Below are 14,244 nucleotides of genomic sequence, written 5' to 3' on the forward strand. Positions count from 1 at the left end.
CCTGGAGCAGCACCTGCAAACGACGATGCCGCGCCCTGCGGGAGGCGCGGCATCGAGGTGCGTACGGAGTGCTTGCAGACGGGTCAGGCAGGCAGTCAGGCCAGCTCGGCCGTCAGCGTGATCGTGGTGCCGGTGAGGGCCTGGCTCACCGGGCAGTTCTTCTTGGCGTCCTCGGCCGCCGCGGCGAAGCCGTCCGCGTCCAGGCCCGGCACCTCGCCCTGGACGGTGATGTGGATGCCGGTGATGCCCTCGCCGGGCTGGAAGGTCACGTCGGCCTTCGTCTCGAGGCGGGTGGGCGGGGTACCGGCGCCGGTCAGGCCGTGCGACAGGGCCATGGAGAAGCAGCTGGAGTGGGCGGCGGCGATGAGCTCCTCCGGGCTGGTCTTGCCGTTCGCGGCCTCGGCTCGCGACGGCCACGACACCGGCTGCGAACCGATGCCCGAGGAGTCGAAGGTGACGGTGCCGCTGCCCTTGAGCAGTTCGCCCTCCCAGACGGTGTGTGCGGTACGCGTGGTTGCCACGATGTGTCCTTTCGATGGGTCCCTGGATCGGTCCGTACGCCCCATCCGATCACATCTGCGCCCGGTGCAGTCGGAGGGTCCGGTCAAGAGCGGTTGAACGGCAGGTGAGCACCCGGCGGGATCTGCCCGGGCTCCCGTCAGGCCGCCCGCTGATCGCGACGCGCTGGCAGCGGGATCTGCGGCCCGGCGGCCTCCCGCAGCCAGCGCCGCAGGACACGGTGCACCTGCTCGGCGCCGACGAGTTCCGCCCCCTCCGCGCAGGGGGGCGGCAGGTCGAGGGGCGACATCAGAAACGCTTCACCCTGGGCGCCGCCGAGTCCGCCGTGGGAGCCGATCTGCTCCTCGAAGGCGAGGACTTCGCCGTCCTGGGGCTCGTAGGAGGAGTTGACCATGATGTCGGCGACGTGCGGGAAGGAGTGCGTGCGGCGTACGGCGGCGGCTGCGGCGGGGCCGAAGTCGGCGAGCGGGCCCGGGTTCTCCTCCAGCTGGTCCACGGGGATCTCCACGCCGTGCGCGCCGAGTACGAGGCCGCCGTGCCGCTCGCTCCTGACCAGGACGAAGCCGATGCCGGGGTGGTTGGCGAGTGTGGACAGCAGGGCAGGGTGGCGCTCGTCGATCTCCTCGCGGCTCATCCGGTGCGGTACGTCCGGGAAGGACACCAGGCCCAGGTTGCCCGACGCCAGCACGATGGGCTCCGAGCGGCGGCCGGACGGGCGGTGCTGTTCGCCGCCCTCCTCGACGGGCCGGTGCAGCGCGGCCCGTACGGTGGCCCGGGCCTCGGCACCGCTGTGCGTACGCCGCGCCTTGCGGGGCACGGGCAGTCCGCAGCCGGCCCTGACGAGTTCGCCGAGAGCGAGTCCGTAGCGGGCGCGGAAGGTCTCGCCGGGGCTCTGGCCGTGGTCGGACAGGACGACGATGCGGTACGCGCGCGGGGCGTGCTCGGCGACCTTCGCGATCAGGGCAAGGGAGCGGTCGAGGCGGCCCAGGACCTTCTCGGCGTCGCGGCTGTACGGGCCCGAGTGGTGGGCCACTTCGTCGTACGCGACCAGGTCCGCGTAGACCGCGGCGCGTCCGGCGAGCATGTCGCCGATCACGGCGGCGACGACGACGTCCCGCTCGACGACGGTCGCGAAGGCGCGGATGAAGGGGTACAGGCCGCCGCGTTTGACGCGGGGGCGCTGCTTCCTGAGGCGGGCGCGGGTGGACTCGCCGATCTCGCGGCCGACGTCGGCGACGAACGACATGGCGGTACGGACGGCGTTGGCGGGGTCGGAGAAATACGCGAAGTAGCCCGCCCGCGAACGGTTCTCCTTGCCCCGCCGCGCCGCCACGGACAGCACCAGGGCGAGCTGGTCGGCGCCGCCGCTGAAGAGGTTGCCGCGGCTGGCGCCGTCCAGGGTGAGCAGACCGCCGTCGCCGGTGCGCTCGATGGCCCGGCGCTGGAGTTCGGCGGCGCTGGTGGGCCGGTTGCAGACCATCACCTCCCGGCTCTCCTTCTCGTACCAGCGGAAGGCGGGGATGTCGTGGTTGGAGCCGTGCAGGATGCCGAGCTGGCTGGCGCCGGTCTGGCTGGACCAGTCGGTGCGCCAGAGGGTGAGGCGGTGGGTGGGCCCGGCGCCACGCTCGCCCTCGCGGTCGCCGTCACGTCTGCTCTTGCTCTCGCCCTTGCTCTCTTGCTTGCTCTCGCCTTCGCTTCTGCCGAGCCAGGCGGCGACCGTGGGCATCAGGCCCCGCCCGACCGCGTCCAGCAGTACGTCATGTCCCACGCCGTCGAGCTGGAGGAAGACGGTGCCGGGAGTCGACGGCCCGCCCTCTCCCAGCTCCTCCGTGCGACGACGGTCGGCCAGGCGGTACAGCCTCCTCCGGTACGCGTCGTCGTCCCGGACGGCGAGGGCCGCGCCGGTGGCGGAGGCGACCGCGGACATCACGGCGGCGACCACGACGGCGGTTTCCGGGGCGACCTCGCCCCGTCCCGAGGGATTGAAACGCAGGACGACGAGGAGCAGCGAGCCGTTGAGGAAGAAGACGAGCAGTCCGAGGACGAGGGCGGGCACCAGGAGGAAGGCCCGGACGAGGATGGGCCACACCAGGGCCGAGAGCAGACCGAAGCCTCCGGCGCCGACCGCGGCGGCGACGGTGATACGGGTGGCGCTCTCTCCGTCGGCCGACTGGATCCGGAAGTCCGGCAGGATCCCGGCGAGCACCAGCATGGTGACAGTGGAGACCGCCCACACCGCGATACTCCGCAGGACGGTACTGCCCAGCCGCCGCCATCGTCTGTCGCGCACGCCCACCTCTCGCTGCCTCCCACCGACTCCCGCTGCCGAAGTCCGTTCCCACATTGTCACAACGGGTGAGGGCGCACGGACGTCAGCAGACAGAGGGTGAACCCCCGCGATTCAGCGCCCGTCGTACCCCGCCGTCGGCATCGACAGCCGGCGATGGACCGACGCCTTCATCTGCGCGTCGTACGCCGGTTCCGCGTGCCCGACCGTCTCGATGCGTACGCCTCGCCGGGCGCACTCGGCGGTGAACTCGTCGACCGAGGCGAGCGCCCGCTCCAGCACCCGACGGCTGGGCGCGACGAACAGATCGACGCGGCCGGCCTCGACGTCCTCCCAGAGCGCGCCATGGTCGGGGCGCAGTCCGCGTACGAGGAGTTCCCGGGTGATGACGTACCCGTGCTCGGCGGCCCAGCGCGCGCACATGGCGTGCTGGCTGCGCGAGTCCACCAGGAAGGGATCCGTGTCCAGTTCCTCCAGCGGCGTCAGACTGGCGATGGCCGTGACGCGAAGCAGGCCGGAGGCGTTGTGCGTGTCTCCCATGGTGTCCCCCTCACCTCCGGTTTCGCCGCTGACCCTACCCCTGCCCGTAGGCTCTGGGGGAGTCGCACGAAGGGAGCAAAGGGGGTGCCGGTGGAGATCACTTGGTGGGGTCACGCGACCTGCACGGTCGAGGACTCGGGCGTGCGCCTGCTGACCGACCCGTTGTTCGCTCGTCGGCTCGCTCATCTGCGCCGTCGCCGCGGGGCTACGCCCCCACCCGAGGCGGCACTCGCGGACGCGGCCCTGGTCTCGCATCTGCACGCCGATCATCTGCACGTTCCCTCGCTGGCGCGGCTCGCCGCGGGCACCCGGGTGCTGGTGCCGCGGGGCACCATGCGCGCCGTGCCCGGGCTGCGCAGGCTCGGCCATCTACGGCTCACGGAGGTCGCGCCGGGCGACGAGACACGGGTCGGTGACCTGGTCGTACGGGCCGTTCCTGCGCGGCACGACGGGCGGCGCCTGCCACTCGGGCCGCATCGTTCGCCCGCCCTCGGCTATGTCGTCGAGGGCGAGGGGCGGACGTACTTCGCCGGGGACACCGGCCTGTTCGAGGAGATGGCCAAGGAGGTCGGGCCCGTCGACGTGGCGCTGCTGCCGGTCGGCGGCTGGGGACCGTATCTCGGGGAGGGGCATCTGGACGCCGGACGGGCCGCCGAGGCGCTGGCCCGGCTGCTGCCGGGCAGCGCGGTGCCGGTGCACTACGGCACGTACTGGCCGATCGGCATGGACGCCGTGCGCCCCCATGAATTCCATGCGCCGGGCCCGGAGTTCATGCGCCTGGCGCGCGAGAGGGCGCCCGAGGTGGCCGTGCACCTTTTGGGGCACGGCGAGAGCGTACGGCCGGAAGTCGCGCGATGATCCTGTCCGCGGCGGCCACGGTGCCGCCGGAGACGACCCAGCAGGCGGTCGGCTACCCGTCGTTGTTCCTGTTGGTGCTGATCGGGGCGCTGGTGCCGGTGGTACCCACGGGGGCTCTGGTGAGTTCGGCCGCGGTGGTGGCCTTTCATCAGACGGCGCCGCTCTCGCTGCTGATGGTGTTCGTGGTGGCGTCCGTCGCGGCCTTCCTCGGTGACATCGCGCTGTACTGGCTCGGGAAGCGCGGGATGGGCTCGAAGAACGGCTCGCGGTGGCTGCAGGCACTGCGTGATCGTGCCCCGGAGGACCGGCTCGCGCAGGCGCAGGAGCGGCTCGAAACGCATGGGGTGACCGTGCTCGTGGTGTCGCGGCTCGTTCCGGCGGGGCGGATTCCGGTGATGCTGGCGTGTCTGATGGCGCGGATGCCGATGCGGCAGTTCGTACGGGGGGATGTGCCGGCCTGCCTTGCGTGGGCGGTGACGTATCAGCTCATCGGGATACTGGGGGGCTCGCTGTTCAAGGAGCCCTGGGAGGGTGTGGTGGCCGCGGTTGCGCTCACGCTGGTGGTCAGTGCGGCTCCTGGTGTTTGGCGGCGGGTTCGTAAGGCCGTGTAACGACTGCGGGTTCGTTGTGGCTGGTCGCGCCCACGCGGCGGAGCCGCATAATGTCACAGCCCCGCGCCCCTGAAGGGGCTGCGCCCCCTTCAGGGGGCGGTAGTTCCCCGGTCAATCCAGCACCTGGGACGCCCCGACCGGCAAGTCCCACAGATCCTCTCGCGCCAAGCCCGCCCTCTCCCAAGCCTCCCGCACCCGCGTCAGCGGTTCCAGCACCGGCTCCACCGACAGTACGAACGTGGCCCAGTGCATCGGTGCCATCCGGCGGGCGCCCAGGTCCTGGGCCGCGCGGACCGCCTCCTCCGGATTGCAGTGGACGTCGCTGAGCCACCAGCGGGGCTCGTACGCACCGATCGGGAGGAGGGCCAGGTCGATGCCGGGGTAACGGTTGCCGATGCGGGTGAACCAATGGCCGTAACCCGTGTCGCCCGCGAAGTAGACGCGTCGGCCGTCGGGTGCGGTCAGGATCCAGCCGCCCCACAGAGTGCGGCAGGTGTCGTGGAGGCTGCGCTTGGACCAGTGATGGGCGGGCACGAAGTCGAAGCGGACCCCGCTCAGTTCAGCCGCTTCCCACCAGTCGAGCTCGGTGACACGGGTGAAGCGGCGGCGCCGGAACCAGTCGCCGAGCGCGGCGGGGACGAAGACGGGGGTGTCGCGCGGGAGCCTGCGCAGGGTCGGGGCGTCCAGGTGGTCGTAGTGGTTGTGGCTGATGACCACCGCGTCGATGCGCGGCAGTTCGCTCCAGGGCACGCCAACGGGCGTGACCCGGGCGGGAGTTCCGAGGATCTTGCGGGACCAGACCGGGTCGGTGAGGACCGTGAGTCCGCCGATCCGGATCACCCAGCTCGCGTGCCCGGCCCAGGAGACGGCGACGGTCTGCGTGTCCACACGCGGCAGTGGGGCCGGCTCGTACGGCAGCCGGGGGATGTCGGCGAGGCCTTCGGGTCCCGGCCGCAGCGCGCCCTCGCGGGCGAAGCGGGCGAAGCCGCTGAGGCCGGGCAGCGGGGCGGTCAGCCGGTCGGCGAAGGACCGCGGCCAGAGCCGCCGCTCGCCGAGCGGGCGGGGCGCGGCGAGCGGCGTTCCCGTTCCGCCCGCGGGCACGGAGGAGGACACCGGCTCATCGGCATCCATCGAGGAGGAGGACGAGGACGTGGTGGTGGTCGAGGTCGACTCGGACTGCTGCGTCATCGAGGGGACTCCCATCGCCGGGCGTCGTCGCGGAGATCGTCGAAGACCGATCCCAGCAAGGTCAACGCGCTTTCCACATGCGGCAATTCCAGAGGTTCCGGTGACGTGAGAGACGCCGTACGCTCCTGGTCCGTTGCTCCGAGGAGCGGGCCGGTGGCCAGGCGGACGCGCAGGGCGCCGAGGTCGTCGCCGAAGCGGTGGCCGCCGGGGGCGGGCATGCCGAGGCGGGCGGTGAGGAAGTCCTCCAGTTCCTGTGCGTCGCCCACGCCGTACTCGGTGAGCGCGGGGCGCAGCGGGCCCAGGTCCGCGTACAGATGGCGCCCTGTCTGCGGGGGCCGGGCGAGGGCGCCCCCCGTCACCACGGCGTGGTGCGCGGCGGCGGCCACGCGCGCGTGCAGTCGTACGGACTCGGTGAGCCGCAGGCTGATCTCCTCGGGTTCGCCGAGCGCGTACGCGGCGGCTTCGGCGACCGGTGTCGCGAGGCGGGCGCCGAGCGCGGTCAGGACGTCGAGGACACGGTCGCGCAGTCGGGTGCCGGTGTCGTTGTCGGGGAAACGGGCGATGGCGGCCGGCCAGCCGGGCGGCAGGAACGGGCCGGCCAGGTCGGTCATCACCGTGACCCGGTCGGGAAGCATCTCGGCGGGGCTCAGCAGGACCGTGTCGTGCGGCTGGTGCAGGGTGTCGCGCCAGGTCTCGTCGCTGATCAGGTGCAGTCCCTCGCCCGCGGCGGCCTCTATGGTCTCGTGGACCACTTCGGGCGGGGCGACTGTGGCGGTGGGGTCGTCGGCGACGGAGAGCACCAGCAACCGCGGGTCGCCGCCCTCGGCGCGCACCCGGCGCACGGTCTCCAGGAGGGCGTACGGATCGGGGACGCCACCGCACTCGGCGGACGTCGCCACATGGAACACGGAGGTGCCGAGCAGCCGGGCCGTCGGCCGCCACCAGGCGGCGCACGGCAGCGGCACCAGGACGTCGCCGCCGAGCGCGGCGGTCAGCGCGAGGAGCAGGGCGGGAGCGCCGGGGGCCGCGACCGTGCGGTGACGCTCGGCGGGCAGTCCGCGTCGGGCCCAGTAGGCGCAGGCCGCGTCCAGGAGGCGGGGGCCGCCGCCGGTGGGTTCGGTGTGCGCACCGGCGGCGGCAGCGGCAAGGCCCGGCGGCACGGGCAGCCCCTGGCCGGGTATCGGTGGGCCGTAACGGACGGGGCCGTGGCCTTCCGGATCCGTCCGCCGCATGGTTGCCTCCGCGCAGTGATCCGTGGTCTCCAGGGCCTGTGTCTCTGAGCTGTGAGTACCCACCGTCACGCGTCATCAACTCAGCGGTTCACCGACGACTCCCTGCGCAGCAGCTTGTGTACGCCGGCTCCGAGTGCGCCCGCGATGAGGAGGCCGCCGGCGGCGAGGGCGGCCGGGGAGTCGGTGAACGCGCCGCCCTCGCCCGCGCGCACCCCGTGCGGGTGGCGGGAGCCGTCTCGCGACACCGTGAACGTCGCGCTCCACTCCGCTTCCTCGGCGCCGGGCGGCGCCGGGCAGGTGCCGTCGACGCTCCACTCGGAGGTGGGGCCGGCCTTGTCGGGTCCGCCGTCCTTGAAGTGCGAGGCGTCCTTGAAGTGCGAGGCGGGCGCGATCTGGGCGGTGCCGCGGTAGGCGGGTCCCGCCGCCTCGTCCCTGCCCTTCCCCTTGCCCTTGACCAGGTGCAGCTTGGCGGTGCCGTGCTCGAAGGCCTGCGAGTGGGCGTCGATGCTCTTGGGCGCGGTTCCGCCGAGCGGGCCACAGGACACGGAGACGGTGATGGTGCCGCCGGGGGCGACGGTGCGCGGGCTGACCTCGGCGGCCGGGGCCACTGCGGACGCCCCGGCCGATGTCTCGGCCGGCGGCCCGGCTGACTCCTTGGCCCACTCGTCGGCCGACTCCTCGCCCGACCCTCCGGGCGGCTCCTCGGCCCACTCGTCGGCCGGCTTCTCCGCCAACTTTCCGGACGGCTCTTCGTCCGGAATCGGGGGCGGATCCGCCGGCTCCTCCTCCGGAACCCGGGCCGGGCCTGTGGCCGACTCATCGGCGGGAACCTCGGCCCGCTCGTGGGCCGGAGCCATGGCCCACTCATCGGCCGCGAGTGCGGCCCTCTCCGGGGCCGAACCCCTGGCCCGTTCCTCAACCAGAATCGCCGCCGACGCGGCGGTGCCCAGGACGGCGGCCGTGGTGACGGCGGTGGCGGTGGTGGACAGGGCGCGGGCGGTGCGGCGCATGGGGTGGGCTCCTTCGGGCGAAGGCTGGGGCCTTCCGCGGCGCGGGGCCGCGGAAGGAGGGGCACAGCCTTCGTGCCCCGTAGCCCATCAGAGCCCGGTCACCGCCGGGGCGCCCGCGGCCGGGCACCATTCGTGCCATGCGGGCGCCCGGGCGGGTGACGGCGCAGAGCCTTCAGCCCGCCAGGGACATCAGCTCCTTTTCCAGGCCGCGTCCCCGGGTCTCGACGAGGGACGCGGCGACCTCGGACAGTTTGCGGTTGGTGCCCTGCGAGATTCGGCGCAGCACCGCGAAAGCCATGTCCGCGTCACAGGCCAGTACGTGCATGACGATGCCGCAGGCCTGGTCGACCACGGGCCGGGTACGCAACGCGGCGCCCAACTGGTCGAGTTCGGTGAGCGCGGCGCGGTAGGAGCGGTCGCGTACGAGACTGTTCGCGGCGAGGTTGCCGAGGGCCCGGGCGGGACCGTGCGAGGCGTCCTCAAGGGCGTCCGCGCGGAAGCTGTACAGGCTGAGGGTCACCGTCAGCCCGGAGCGCCGGAAGGGCATCGTGACGCAGGAGCGTACGCCCGCGTCGAGTGCCACGGCCCGGTACTGCGGCCAGCGCTCCACTCGCAGCAGGTCGCCCGTCTCGACGGTTTCACCGCCGTCGACGGCGACGGGGATCGGCCCCTCGCCGGAGCGGAGCTGGACCGAGACGAGGCTCGCCAGATCGGGATGGGTCACGGCGGCCGGCTGCTCCGTACCATCGTTGGAAACCGTTGTGCTCGCGCCGCAGCATTCACTGGTGCAGCGCGCGGCCTGCTCGGCGAGTTCTGACAGCCGACGGGCGGGAAGCGTGGACTCCGGGGACTCTGTGCCCAGGGGGCCGATGTGCTCGGCGTCCGGCATGTTTTTACCTCCTTCTTTTGCGCCTGCCCGCACACTCTCGGGGAAAACGAAAATGAGGCATTCCACTCCGGCTGCTCCGCGGCGGCGTGGTTCGGGTTACGTTCTTGTGCATGGCGCAGACGGATGAGTTCGGTGAAGAGCTTGCGGATTTCGTGCGCCGTGTCGCGGAGTTGAAGGCGGCGCGGTCGGTACCGAGCGGTGACCTTCAGACAGTGCTCGACGCGGCACTCTTCGAACTGGACCATGTGGCCGGCCAGTTGTGGCCGTGGTACGAGCGGCTGACCTCGGGCGGCACATCCAATGGATCCTCCACCGACCGTCAGGAGCAGCAGTTGTTGCGGGCGATCTTCCAGCGCCTTCCCCTGCCCGTCGCACTGATGGACCGCGAGACGGTGGTCCGCAGGCTCAACCACGCGGCGACCCAGTTCACCGGGGCACGGCCGGGCTACGCGACGGGCCGGCCGCTGACCGGTTTCCTCGCGCACCCGGACCGGGCCGCGTTCCGTTCCCAGGTCGCGGCGGTGGCGCGGGGCGAGGGCGACCGCAGTCTCACCGTTCACCTTCAGCAACGCCCCTCCGTTTCCGTACGCGCGACGCTCACCGCGCTCAGGACGAGCGGTGAGCCGCGTACCTCCGTACTCATGGTGCTCCAGCCTGCGGGGACGCGCGTGCCGTCGGCCGAGGGCTCCCCCGGTCCGATGCCGGACCTCGCCGAGACGACGCGGCACGCGGCGCAGCTGGACCTGGTGGACGCCATGGCCACGGCGTTACTGGCCGAGCCCGCGAAGACCAGGGCCGCCGTGCTGGAGCAGGCGGCCCGAGTGCTGCACGGGCGGTTCGCGGACTGGGTGGTCACAGACGAGGGGGCCGCGCGGCTGTGCCGTATGGCTGTCCTCGGACCGACGGACCAGCCCGGCGCGCAGGTAGAGGACCTCCAGGCGCAGGATCCCGCCGCGTGCCCGCTCGTCGTCGAGGTGGCACGCGGCGGGTCCACGGCGCTTCAGGTACGCCCGGAGGACCCGGACGCCTTCGGCAAGGACGCCTCGGGCGCCCCCGTCCTGATCAGCGCGAACGTCACCTCGCTGCTGTGCGTCCCGCTGACCGTGGACGGCACCGTGCAGGGCGTCCTCACGTTGTTCCGCTGCGGGGCCCGGCTCGCGTTCTCGATGGCCGAGGCCCAGACACTGGACATGATGTCCCGTCACATAGCCCTGGCCCTACAGAACTTGGACCGGCGTTAAGTGCGGTCCCGCGCCCCTTGAAGGAGGCCGCAGGCCTTCCTTCAAGGGGCGCGGGGCTGTGTCAATTTGCGGCTCCGCCGCGTGGGCGCGACCAGCCACAACGAACCCGCAGCTTCAATCCGCGCCCCCAGCGGAGCGCTTACGCCGCGTCCTGCATCACCTGGTCCCGCAGCTTGTCGCAGCAGCGGCTGATCAGCCGGGACACGTGCATCTGGGAGATGCCGAGCTGTTCGGCGATCCGGCTCTGCGTCATGTCGCCGAAGAACCGCATGTAGAGGATGGCCCGTTCACGTTCGGGCAGAGCCTGCAGCCGGGGCTTGACCGCCTCGCGGTCGACGACGACGTCCAGGGACGGGTCGGAGGCGCCGAGCGCGTCGCTCAGGGAGTATCCGTCCTCGCTGCCCGGGAGTTCGGCGTCGAGCGAGAGGGCGGTGAAACTCTCCAGAGCCTCAAGTCCGACGCGTACGTCCTCCTCGCTCATCTGCGCGTGCTCGGCGATCTCCTTGACGGTGGGCTGTCGGCCGGAGATCGTCTGGGACAGGTCCTGACTGGCGAAGCGGACCCGGTTGCGCAGGTCCTGGACCCGGCGGGGCACGTGCAGGGTCCACATGTGGTCACGGAAGTGCCGCTTGATCTCACCGGTGACGGTCGGCACGGCGTAGCTCTCGAAAGCGTTGCCGCGCTCGGGGTCGTACCGGTCTACGGCCTTGACGAGGCCGAGCGCCGCGACCTGGCGCAGGTCCTCGTAGCTCTCTCCACGGCTGCGGAACCGTCCCGCCAGCCGCTCGGCCATGGGCAACCAGGCTTCGACGATCTCCGCACGGAGTGTGTCGCGCTGCTGCCCCGGAGGGAGCTTGGCGAGGGTACGGAACGCCTCCGCGGTGTCGGGGGCGTCGTCGTGCGGGTGGTGCTTGGCGCTCGTGTGAGTCTGCATGGTGCGTCGCAACTCCCCTGAGTGATGCCTTGTGTAGGACAGTCACCGTGGGAGCGCGCCTAGAGCCGACAGGCACACCCGTGGCGGGTTTTCGCCGCTCCCACGGACGTGCCTCCTGTCCGAAGCACTGACATTCGCCTGCCCCTCTGTACGGGCGTCAAACACCCGAAGGTTTTCCCGGACGCGCCCGGGTGACTCGGGCGGTACAGCCGTCACCCCGGGAGGTTCCGCATGAGCACCAAGGTCGCCGACCATGTCCTGCAGCGCCTGCGCGAATGGGGCGTTGAACACGTGTTCGGTTATCCAGGCGATGGCATCAACGGTCTCCTGGCCGCCTGGGGACGGGCCGAGGACCACCCCCGGTTCATCCAGTCGCGGCACGAGGAGATGTCCGCGTTCGAGGCGGTCGGCTACGCGAAGTTCGGGGGCCGGCTCGGGGTCTGCACGGCGACCTCGGGACCCGGCGCGATCCACCTGCTCAACGGCCTGTACGACGCCAAGCTCGACCATGTGCCGGTGCTCGCGATTGTCGGCCAGACGCACCGCAGCGCGATGGGCGGCTCGTACCAGCAGGAGGTCGACCTGCACACGCTGTTCAAGGACGTCGCCTCCGACTTCGTCGAGACGGTGACGGTGCCCGAGCAGCTGCCGAACGTCCTGGACCGGGCGATCCGCACCGCCTACGCGCGCCGCGCCCCCACCGCCGTGATCATCCCCGGAGACGTCCAGGACCTCGACTACTCCGCCCCCACCCACGAGTTCAAGATGGTCCCCTCCAGCCTGGACCGCAGCGCGTGGACCGCGATTCCGTCACAGGAGTCACTGGAGCGGGCGGCCGAAGTCCTCAACTCCGGTGACAAGGTGGCCATTCTGATCGGCCAGGGCGCCGCCGGGGCACAGCCCGAGGTGGAGCGGATCGCCGAGCTGCTCGGCGCGGGCGTCGCCAAGGCGCTGCTCGGCAAGGACGCGCTGAGCGACGAACTCCCGTACGTCACGGGCGCGATCGGCCTCCTCGGCACCCGACCCTCGTACGAGCTGATGCGCGACTGCGACACCCTGCTGACGATCGGCTCCTCCTTCCCGTACACGCAGTTCATGCCGGAGTTCGGCAAGGCGCGGGGCGTGCAGATCGACATCGATCCGCACATGGTCGGGATGCGTTTTCCGTACGAGGTGAATCTCGTCGGGGACGCCAAGGCGACCCTGGAGCGGCTGATCCCGATGCTCGACGCGGACCGCGGGCGCGAGTGGTACGACACGGTGTGCGCGAACGTGACGCGCTGGCGCGAGGTGATGGAGCGCCGGGCCCAGCTGTCCGCGGATCCGATCAACCCGGAGTACGTGGCGCGGGCGCTGGATCCGCTGCTGCCGGGCAACGCGATCGTCACGTCCGACTCGGGCTCGGTGGCGAACTGGTACGCGCGGCATCTGACGCACAGGGCCGGGATGCGCTCCTCGCTGTCGGGGACCCTCGCCACGATGGGCTGCGGGGTGCCGTACGCGATCGGGGCGAAGTTCGCGCATCCGGACCGGCCCGCGATCGCGCTCGTCGGGGACGGGGCGATGCAGATGAACGGTCTTGCGGAGCTGATCACGGCGGCGAAGTACCGCGACCGCTGGGAGGATCCACGGCTCGTCGTGGGCGTCTGGAACAACCACGACCTCAACCAGGTGACCTGGGAGATGCGCGCGATGGAGGGCGCCCCGTCGTTCCTGCCCTCGCAGGAGATCCCGGACGTGCAGTACGCCGCCTTCGCCCGTTCCCTCGGGCTGACCGGTATCCGCGTGGAGAAGCCGGAGGACGTCGAGTCGGGCTGGCGTGCGGGTCTGGAGGCGGACGGTCCCGCGGTGATCGAGTTCCTGACGGACCCCGCCGTACCGCCGGTTCCGCCGCACGCCACCTGGGAGCAGATGGAGGCCACCGCCGCCGCCATCCTGAAGGGCGACTTCGACCGCTCGTCCATGGTCCGGCAGGGGTTCAAGGCCAAGGTCCAGGAGTTCCTGCCGGGGCGCGACCGCCACTGACGGACGGCCGCACTCCTGACATCTGAACGTCTGACGTCCTGACGGACGACTCCACGAGCAGGCCCTCGGCGTTCCCCCCGGCGCCGAGGGCCGATGCCGTTCAGCTCGGTCACTGATCACTCGGTCACTGATCAGTGGGGCAGAGCGGGCGTTTCGGGCTCGTCGGGGTGGCGGTTCGGCGGGAGGAGCCACTCCTCGTAGCGGCCGAGCGCCAGGATGACGCCGAGCATCAGGACCGGCAGCATCACAGCGAATATCGCCATGGCCTTGTCCTTCCCCAGGAGATTTGCGATTGGGGGGCGCAAATCGGGTCTCCAGACCACGGGCGGGCAAACGCTTCGTGTCGATGTCGGGGGCGCGGGTACACGGAGGTCCATCCCGGAGTGTCTGGAGGGAGACATGCAGCGAGGCAGCGACCGGCTCAACGTCCACAAGGACGACGAGATGAAGCATGAACTGCAGGGCCTGCTCCGGTCGGGCCATCCGACCAGGACCGAGGAGTGGCACGACCCGGAGCCGACCGCCGACGACGACCCGTGGGTCGCGGGCGGACCGGTCAGGCCGGGCGTCGGCCGGGGCTCCGAGGAGGCGGTGCGTAACGAACTGGCGCGGCTGCTGGGCCGTACGGCCTTCCCCGCCGGCCCGCGCGAACTGATCCGCCTCCTGCGGGACCGGCACGCGCCCGACGGGCTCGTCGAACCGCTGGAGCGGCTGCCGAGGAAGGCGGTCTACCACACCGCTCAGGAACTGGCCGAAGCGGTCGTACGGGCCGCGAGCGGCGAGAGGGGTGAGAGGTGATCTCCCCCGAGGAACCCGAGAAACCCGCGGAACCCGAGGAATCAGCAGCGGTGGCATGGGGCACCCGCGTAGGGGTAATGCGGGCGACGTCCCGCCGTCGTACCAGTGCCCC

General features: G+C 71.6%; 14 protein-coding genes. 5 read left to right on the forward strand and 9 right to left on the reverse strand.

Features of this window, described 5'->3' with window-relative positions:
* Positions 1-95 precede the first annotated feature (95 nt).
* The 3 genes from IEZ21_RS19705 to IEZ21_RS19715 all read right to left on the reverse strand — a co-directional run bounded on the left by IEZ21_RS19705 (position 96) and on the right by IEZ21_RS19715 (position 3,346).
* The gene (locus IEZ21_RS19705; RefSeq protein ID WP_033320259.1) at positions 96-521 is read right to left on the reverse strand and encodes an OsmC family protein; all 426 of its coding nucleotides are present in this window, start codon (positions 519-521) and stop codon (positions 96-98) included.
* Between the two features lie 137 nt (positions 522-658).
* Positions 659-2,809: a phage holin family protein gene (locus tag IEZ21_RS19710; RefSeq protein ID WP_246567933.1), complete on the reverse strand. Its 2,151-nt coding sequence runs from the start codon at positions 2,807-2,809 to the stop codon at positions 659-661.
* A 111-nt stretch (positions 2,810-2,920) separates the two neighbouring features.
* Positions 2,921-3,346, reverse strand: a complete 426-nt coding sequence (locus IEZ21_RS19715) for a recombinase family protein (RefSeq protein WP_189323233.1) — start codon at positions 3,344-3,346, stop codon at positions 2,921-2,923.
* Between the two features lie 84 nt (positions 3,347-3,430).
* Between IEZ21_RS19715 and IEZ21_RS19720 the strand changes: the two genes are divergently transcribed.
* A complete protein-coding gene (locus IEZ21_RS19720; RefSeq protein ID WP_189323234.1) occupies positions 3,431-4,204 on the forward strand; it encodes an MBL fold metallo-hydrolase in 774 nt (257 codons plus the stop codon).
* Complete coding sequence (locus tag IEZ21_RS19725; protein ID WP_189323235.1) at positions 4,201-4,815, forward strand: DedA family protein; 615 nt, start codon at positions 4,201-4,203, stop codon at positions 4,813-4,815. The genes IEZ21_RS19720 and IEZ21_RS19725 overlap by 4 nt, the downstream gene beginning before the upstream one ends.
* 111 nt (positions 4,816-4,926) lie before the next feature.
* On the opposite strand, the gene IEZ21_RS19730 is transcribed toward IEZ21_RS19725, so the two are convergent.
* The 4 genes from IEZ21_RS19730 to IEZ21_RS19745 all read right to left on the reverse strand — a co-directional run bounded on the left by IEZ21_RS19730 (position 4,927) and on the right by IEZ21_RS19745 (position 9,134).
* Entirely contained in the window at positions 4,927-6,003 is a 1,077-nt protein-coding gene (locus IEZ21_RS19730; protein ID WP_189323236.1) for an MBL fold metallo-hydrolase, read from the reverse strand.
* Positions 6,000-7,235: an aminotransferase class I/II-fold pyridoxal phosphate-dependent enzyme gene (locus tag IEZ21_RS19735; protein WP_189323237.1), complete on the reverse strand. Its 1,236-nt coding sequence runs from the start codon at positions 7,233-7,235 to the stop codon at positions 6,000-6,002. Before IEZ21_RS19735 ends, IEZ21_RS19730 begins: the two co-directional genes overlap by 4 nt.
* A gap of 80 nt (positions 7,236-7,315) precedes the next feature.
* Positions 7,316-8,245 carry a hypothetical protein gene (locus IEZ21_RS19740; protein WP_189323238.1) on the reverse strand — a complete coding sequence of 310 codons (930 nt, stop codon included), beginning with the start codon at positions 8,243-8,245 and terminating at the stop codon, positions 7,316-7,318.
* A gap of 172 nt (positions 8,246-8,417) precedes the next feature.
* Complete coding sequence (locus IEZ21_RS19745) at positions 8,418-9,134, reverse strand: ANTAR domain-containing response regulator (RefSeq protein ID WP_189323239.1); 717 nt, start codon at positions 9,132-9,134, stop codon at positions 8,418-8,420.
* A 110-nt stretch (positions 9,135-9,244) separates the two neighbouring features.
* Here IEZ21_RS19745 and IEZ21_RS19750 point away from each other — a divergent pair, with 110 nt between their 5' ends.
* Positions 9,245-10,375: a GAF domain-containing protein gene (locus IEZ21_RS19750; RefSeq protein ID WP_189323240.1), complete on the forward strand. Its 1,131-nt coding sequence runs from the start codon at positions 9,245-9,247 to the stop codon at positions 10,373-10,375.
* 139 nt (positions 10,376-10,514) lie between these two features.
* On the opposite strand, the gene IEZ21_RS19755 is transcribed toward IEZ21_RS19750, so the two are convergent.
* Positions 10,515-11,309, reverse strand: a complete 795-nt coding sequence (locus IEZ21_RS19755; RefSeq protein ID WP_189323241.1) for an RNA polymerase sigma factor SigF — start codon at positions 11,307-11,309, stop codon at positions 10,515-10,517.
* 231 nt (positions 11,310-11,540) lie between these two features.
* Here IEZ21_RS19755 and IEZ21_RS19760 point away from each other — a divergent pair, with 231 nt between their 5' ends.
* Positions 11,541-13,334 carry a thiamine pyrophosphate-requiring protein gene (locus IEZ21_RS19760; protein ID WP_189323242.1) on the forward strand — a complete coding sequence of 598 codons (1,794 nt, stop codon included), beginning with the start codon at positions 11,541-11,543 and terminating at the stop codon, positions 13,332-13,334.
* A 131-nt stretch (positions 13,335-13,465) separates the two neighbouring features.
* On the opposite strand, the gene IEZ21_RS48450 is transcribed toward IEZ21_RS19760, so the two are convergent.
* Positions 13,466-13,597: a hypothetical protein gene (locus IEZ21_RS48450; protein ID WP_281399454.1), complete on the reverse strand. Its 132-nt coding sequence runs from the start codon at positions 13,595-13,597 to the stop codon at positions 13,466-13,468.
* Positions 13,598-13,733: 136 nt separating this feature from the next.
* Here IEZ21_RS48450 and IEZ21_RS19765 point away from each other — a divergent pair, with 136 nt between their 5' ends.
* Entirely contained in the window at positions 13,734-14,132 is a 399-nt protein-coding gene (locus tag IEZ21_RS19765; RefSeq protein ID WP_189323243.1) for a DUF2795 domain-containing protein, read from the forward strand.
* Positions 14,133-14,244: the final 112 nt, after the last annotated feature.

Source organism: Streptomyces flaveus (genome assembly GCF_014647675.1).
GTDB classification, from domain to species: domain Bacteria; phylum Actinomycetota; class Actinomycetes; order Streptomycetales; family Streptomycetaceae; genus Streptomyces; species Streptomyces flaveus.

What these genes read in the sequence shown, in the direction of transcription:
- IEZ21_RS19715 (WP_189323233.1), bottom strand. Translation starts at nt 3,346, where the DNA reads ATGGGAGACACGCACAACGCCTCCGGCCTGCTTCGCGTCACGGCCATC.
- IEZ21_RS19725 (WP_189323235.1), top strand. Translation starts at nt 4,201, where the DNA reads ATGATCCTGTCCGCGGCGGCCACGGTGCCGCCGGAGACGACCCAGCAG.
- IEZ21_RS19730 (WP_189323236.1), bottom strand. Translation starts at nt 6,003, where the DNA reads ATGACGCAGCAGTCCGAGTCGACCTCGACCACCACCACGTCCTCGTCC.
- IEZ21_RS19735 (WP_189323237.1), bottom strand. Translation starts at nt 7,235, where the DNA reads ATGCGGCGGACGGATCCGGAAGGCCACGGCCCCGTCCGTTACGGCCCA.
- IEZ21_RS19740 (WP_189323238.1), bottom strand. Translation starts at nt 8,245, where the DNA reads ATGCGCCGCACCGCCCGCGCCCTGTCCACCACCGCCACCGCCGTCACC.
- IEZ21_RS19745 (WP_189323239.1), bottom strand. Translation starts at nt 9,134, where the DNA reads ATGCCGGACGCCGAGCACATCGGCCCCCTGGGCACAGAGTCCCCGGAG.
- IEZ21_RS19750 (WP_189323240.1), top strand. Translation starts at nt 9,245, where the DNA reads ATGGCGCAGACGGATGAGTTCGGTGAAGAGCTTGCGGATTTCGTGCGC.
- IEZ21_RS19755 (WP_189323241.1), bottom strand. Translation starts at nt 11,309, where the DNA reads ATGCAGACTCACACGAGCGCCAAGCACCACCCGCACGACGACGCCCCC.
- IEZ21_RS19760 (WP_189323242.1), top strand. Translation starts at nt 11,541, where the DNA reads ATGAGCACCAAGGTCGCCGACCATGTCCTGCAGCGCCTGCGCGAATGG.
- IEZ21_RS48450 (WP_281399454.1), bottom strand. Translation starts at nt 13,597, where the DNA reads ATGGCGATATTCGCTGTGATGCTGCCGGTCCTGATGCTCGGCGTCATC.
- IEZ21_RS19765 (WP_189323243.1), top strand. Translation starts at nt 13,734, where the DNA reads ATGCAGCGAGGCAGCGACCGGCTCAACGTCCACAAGGACGACGAGATG.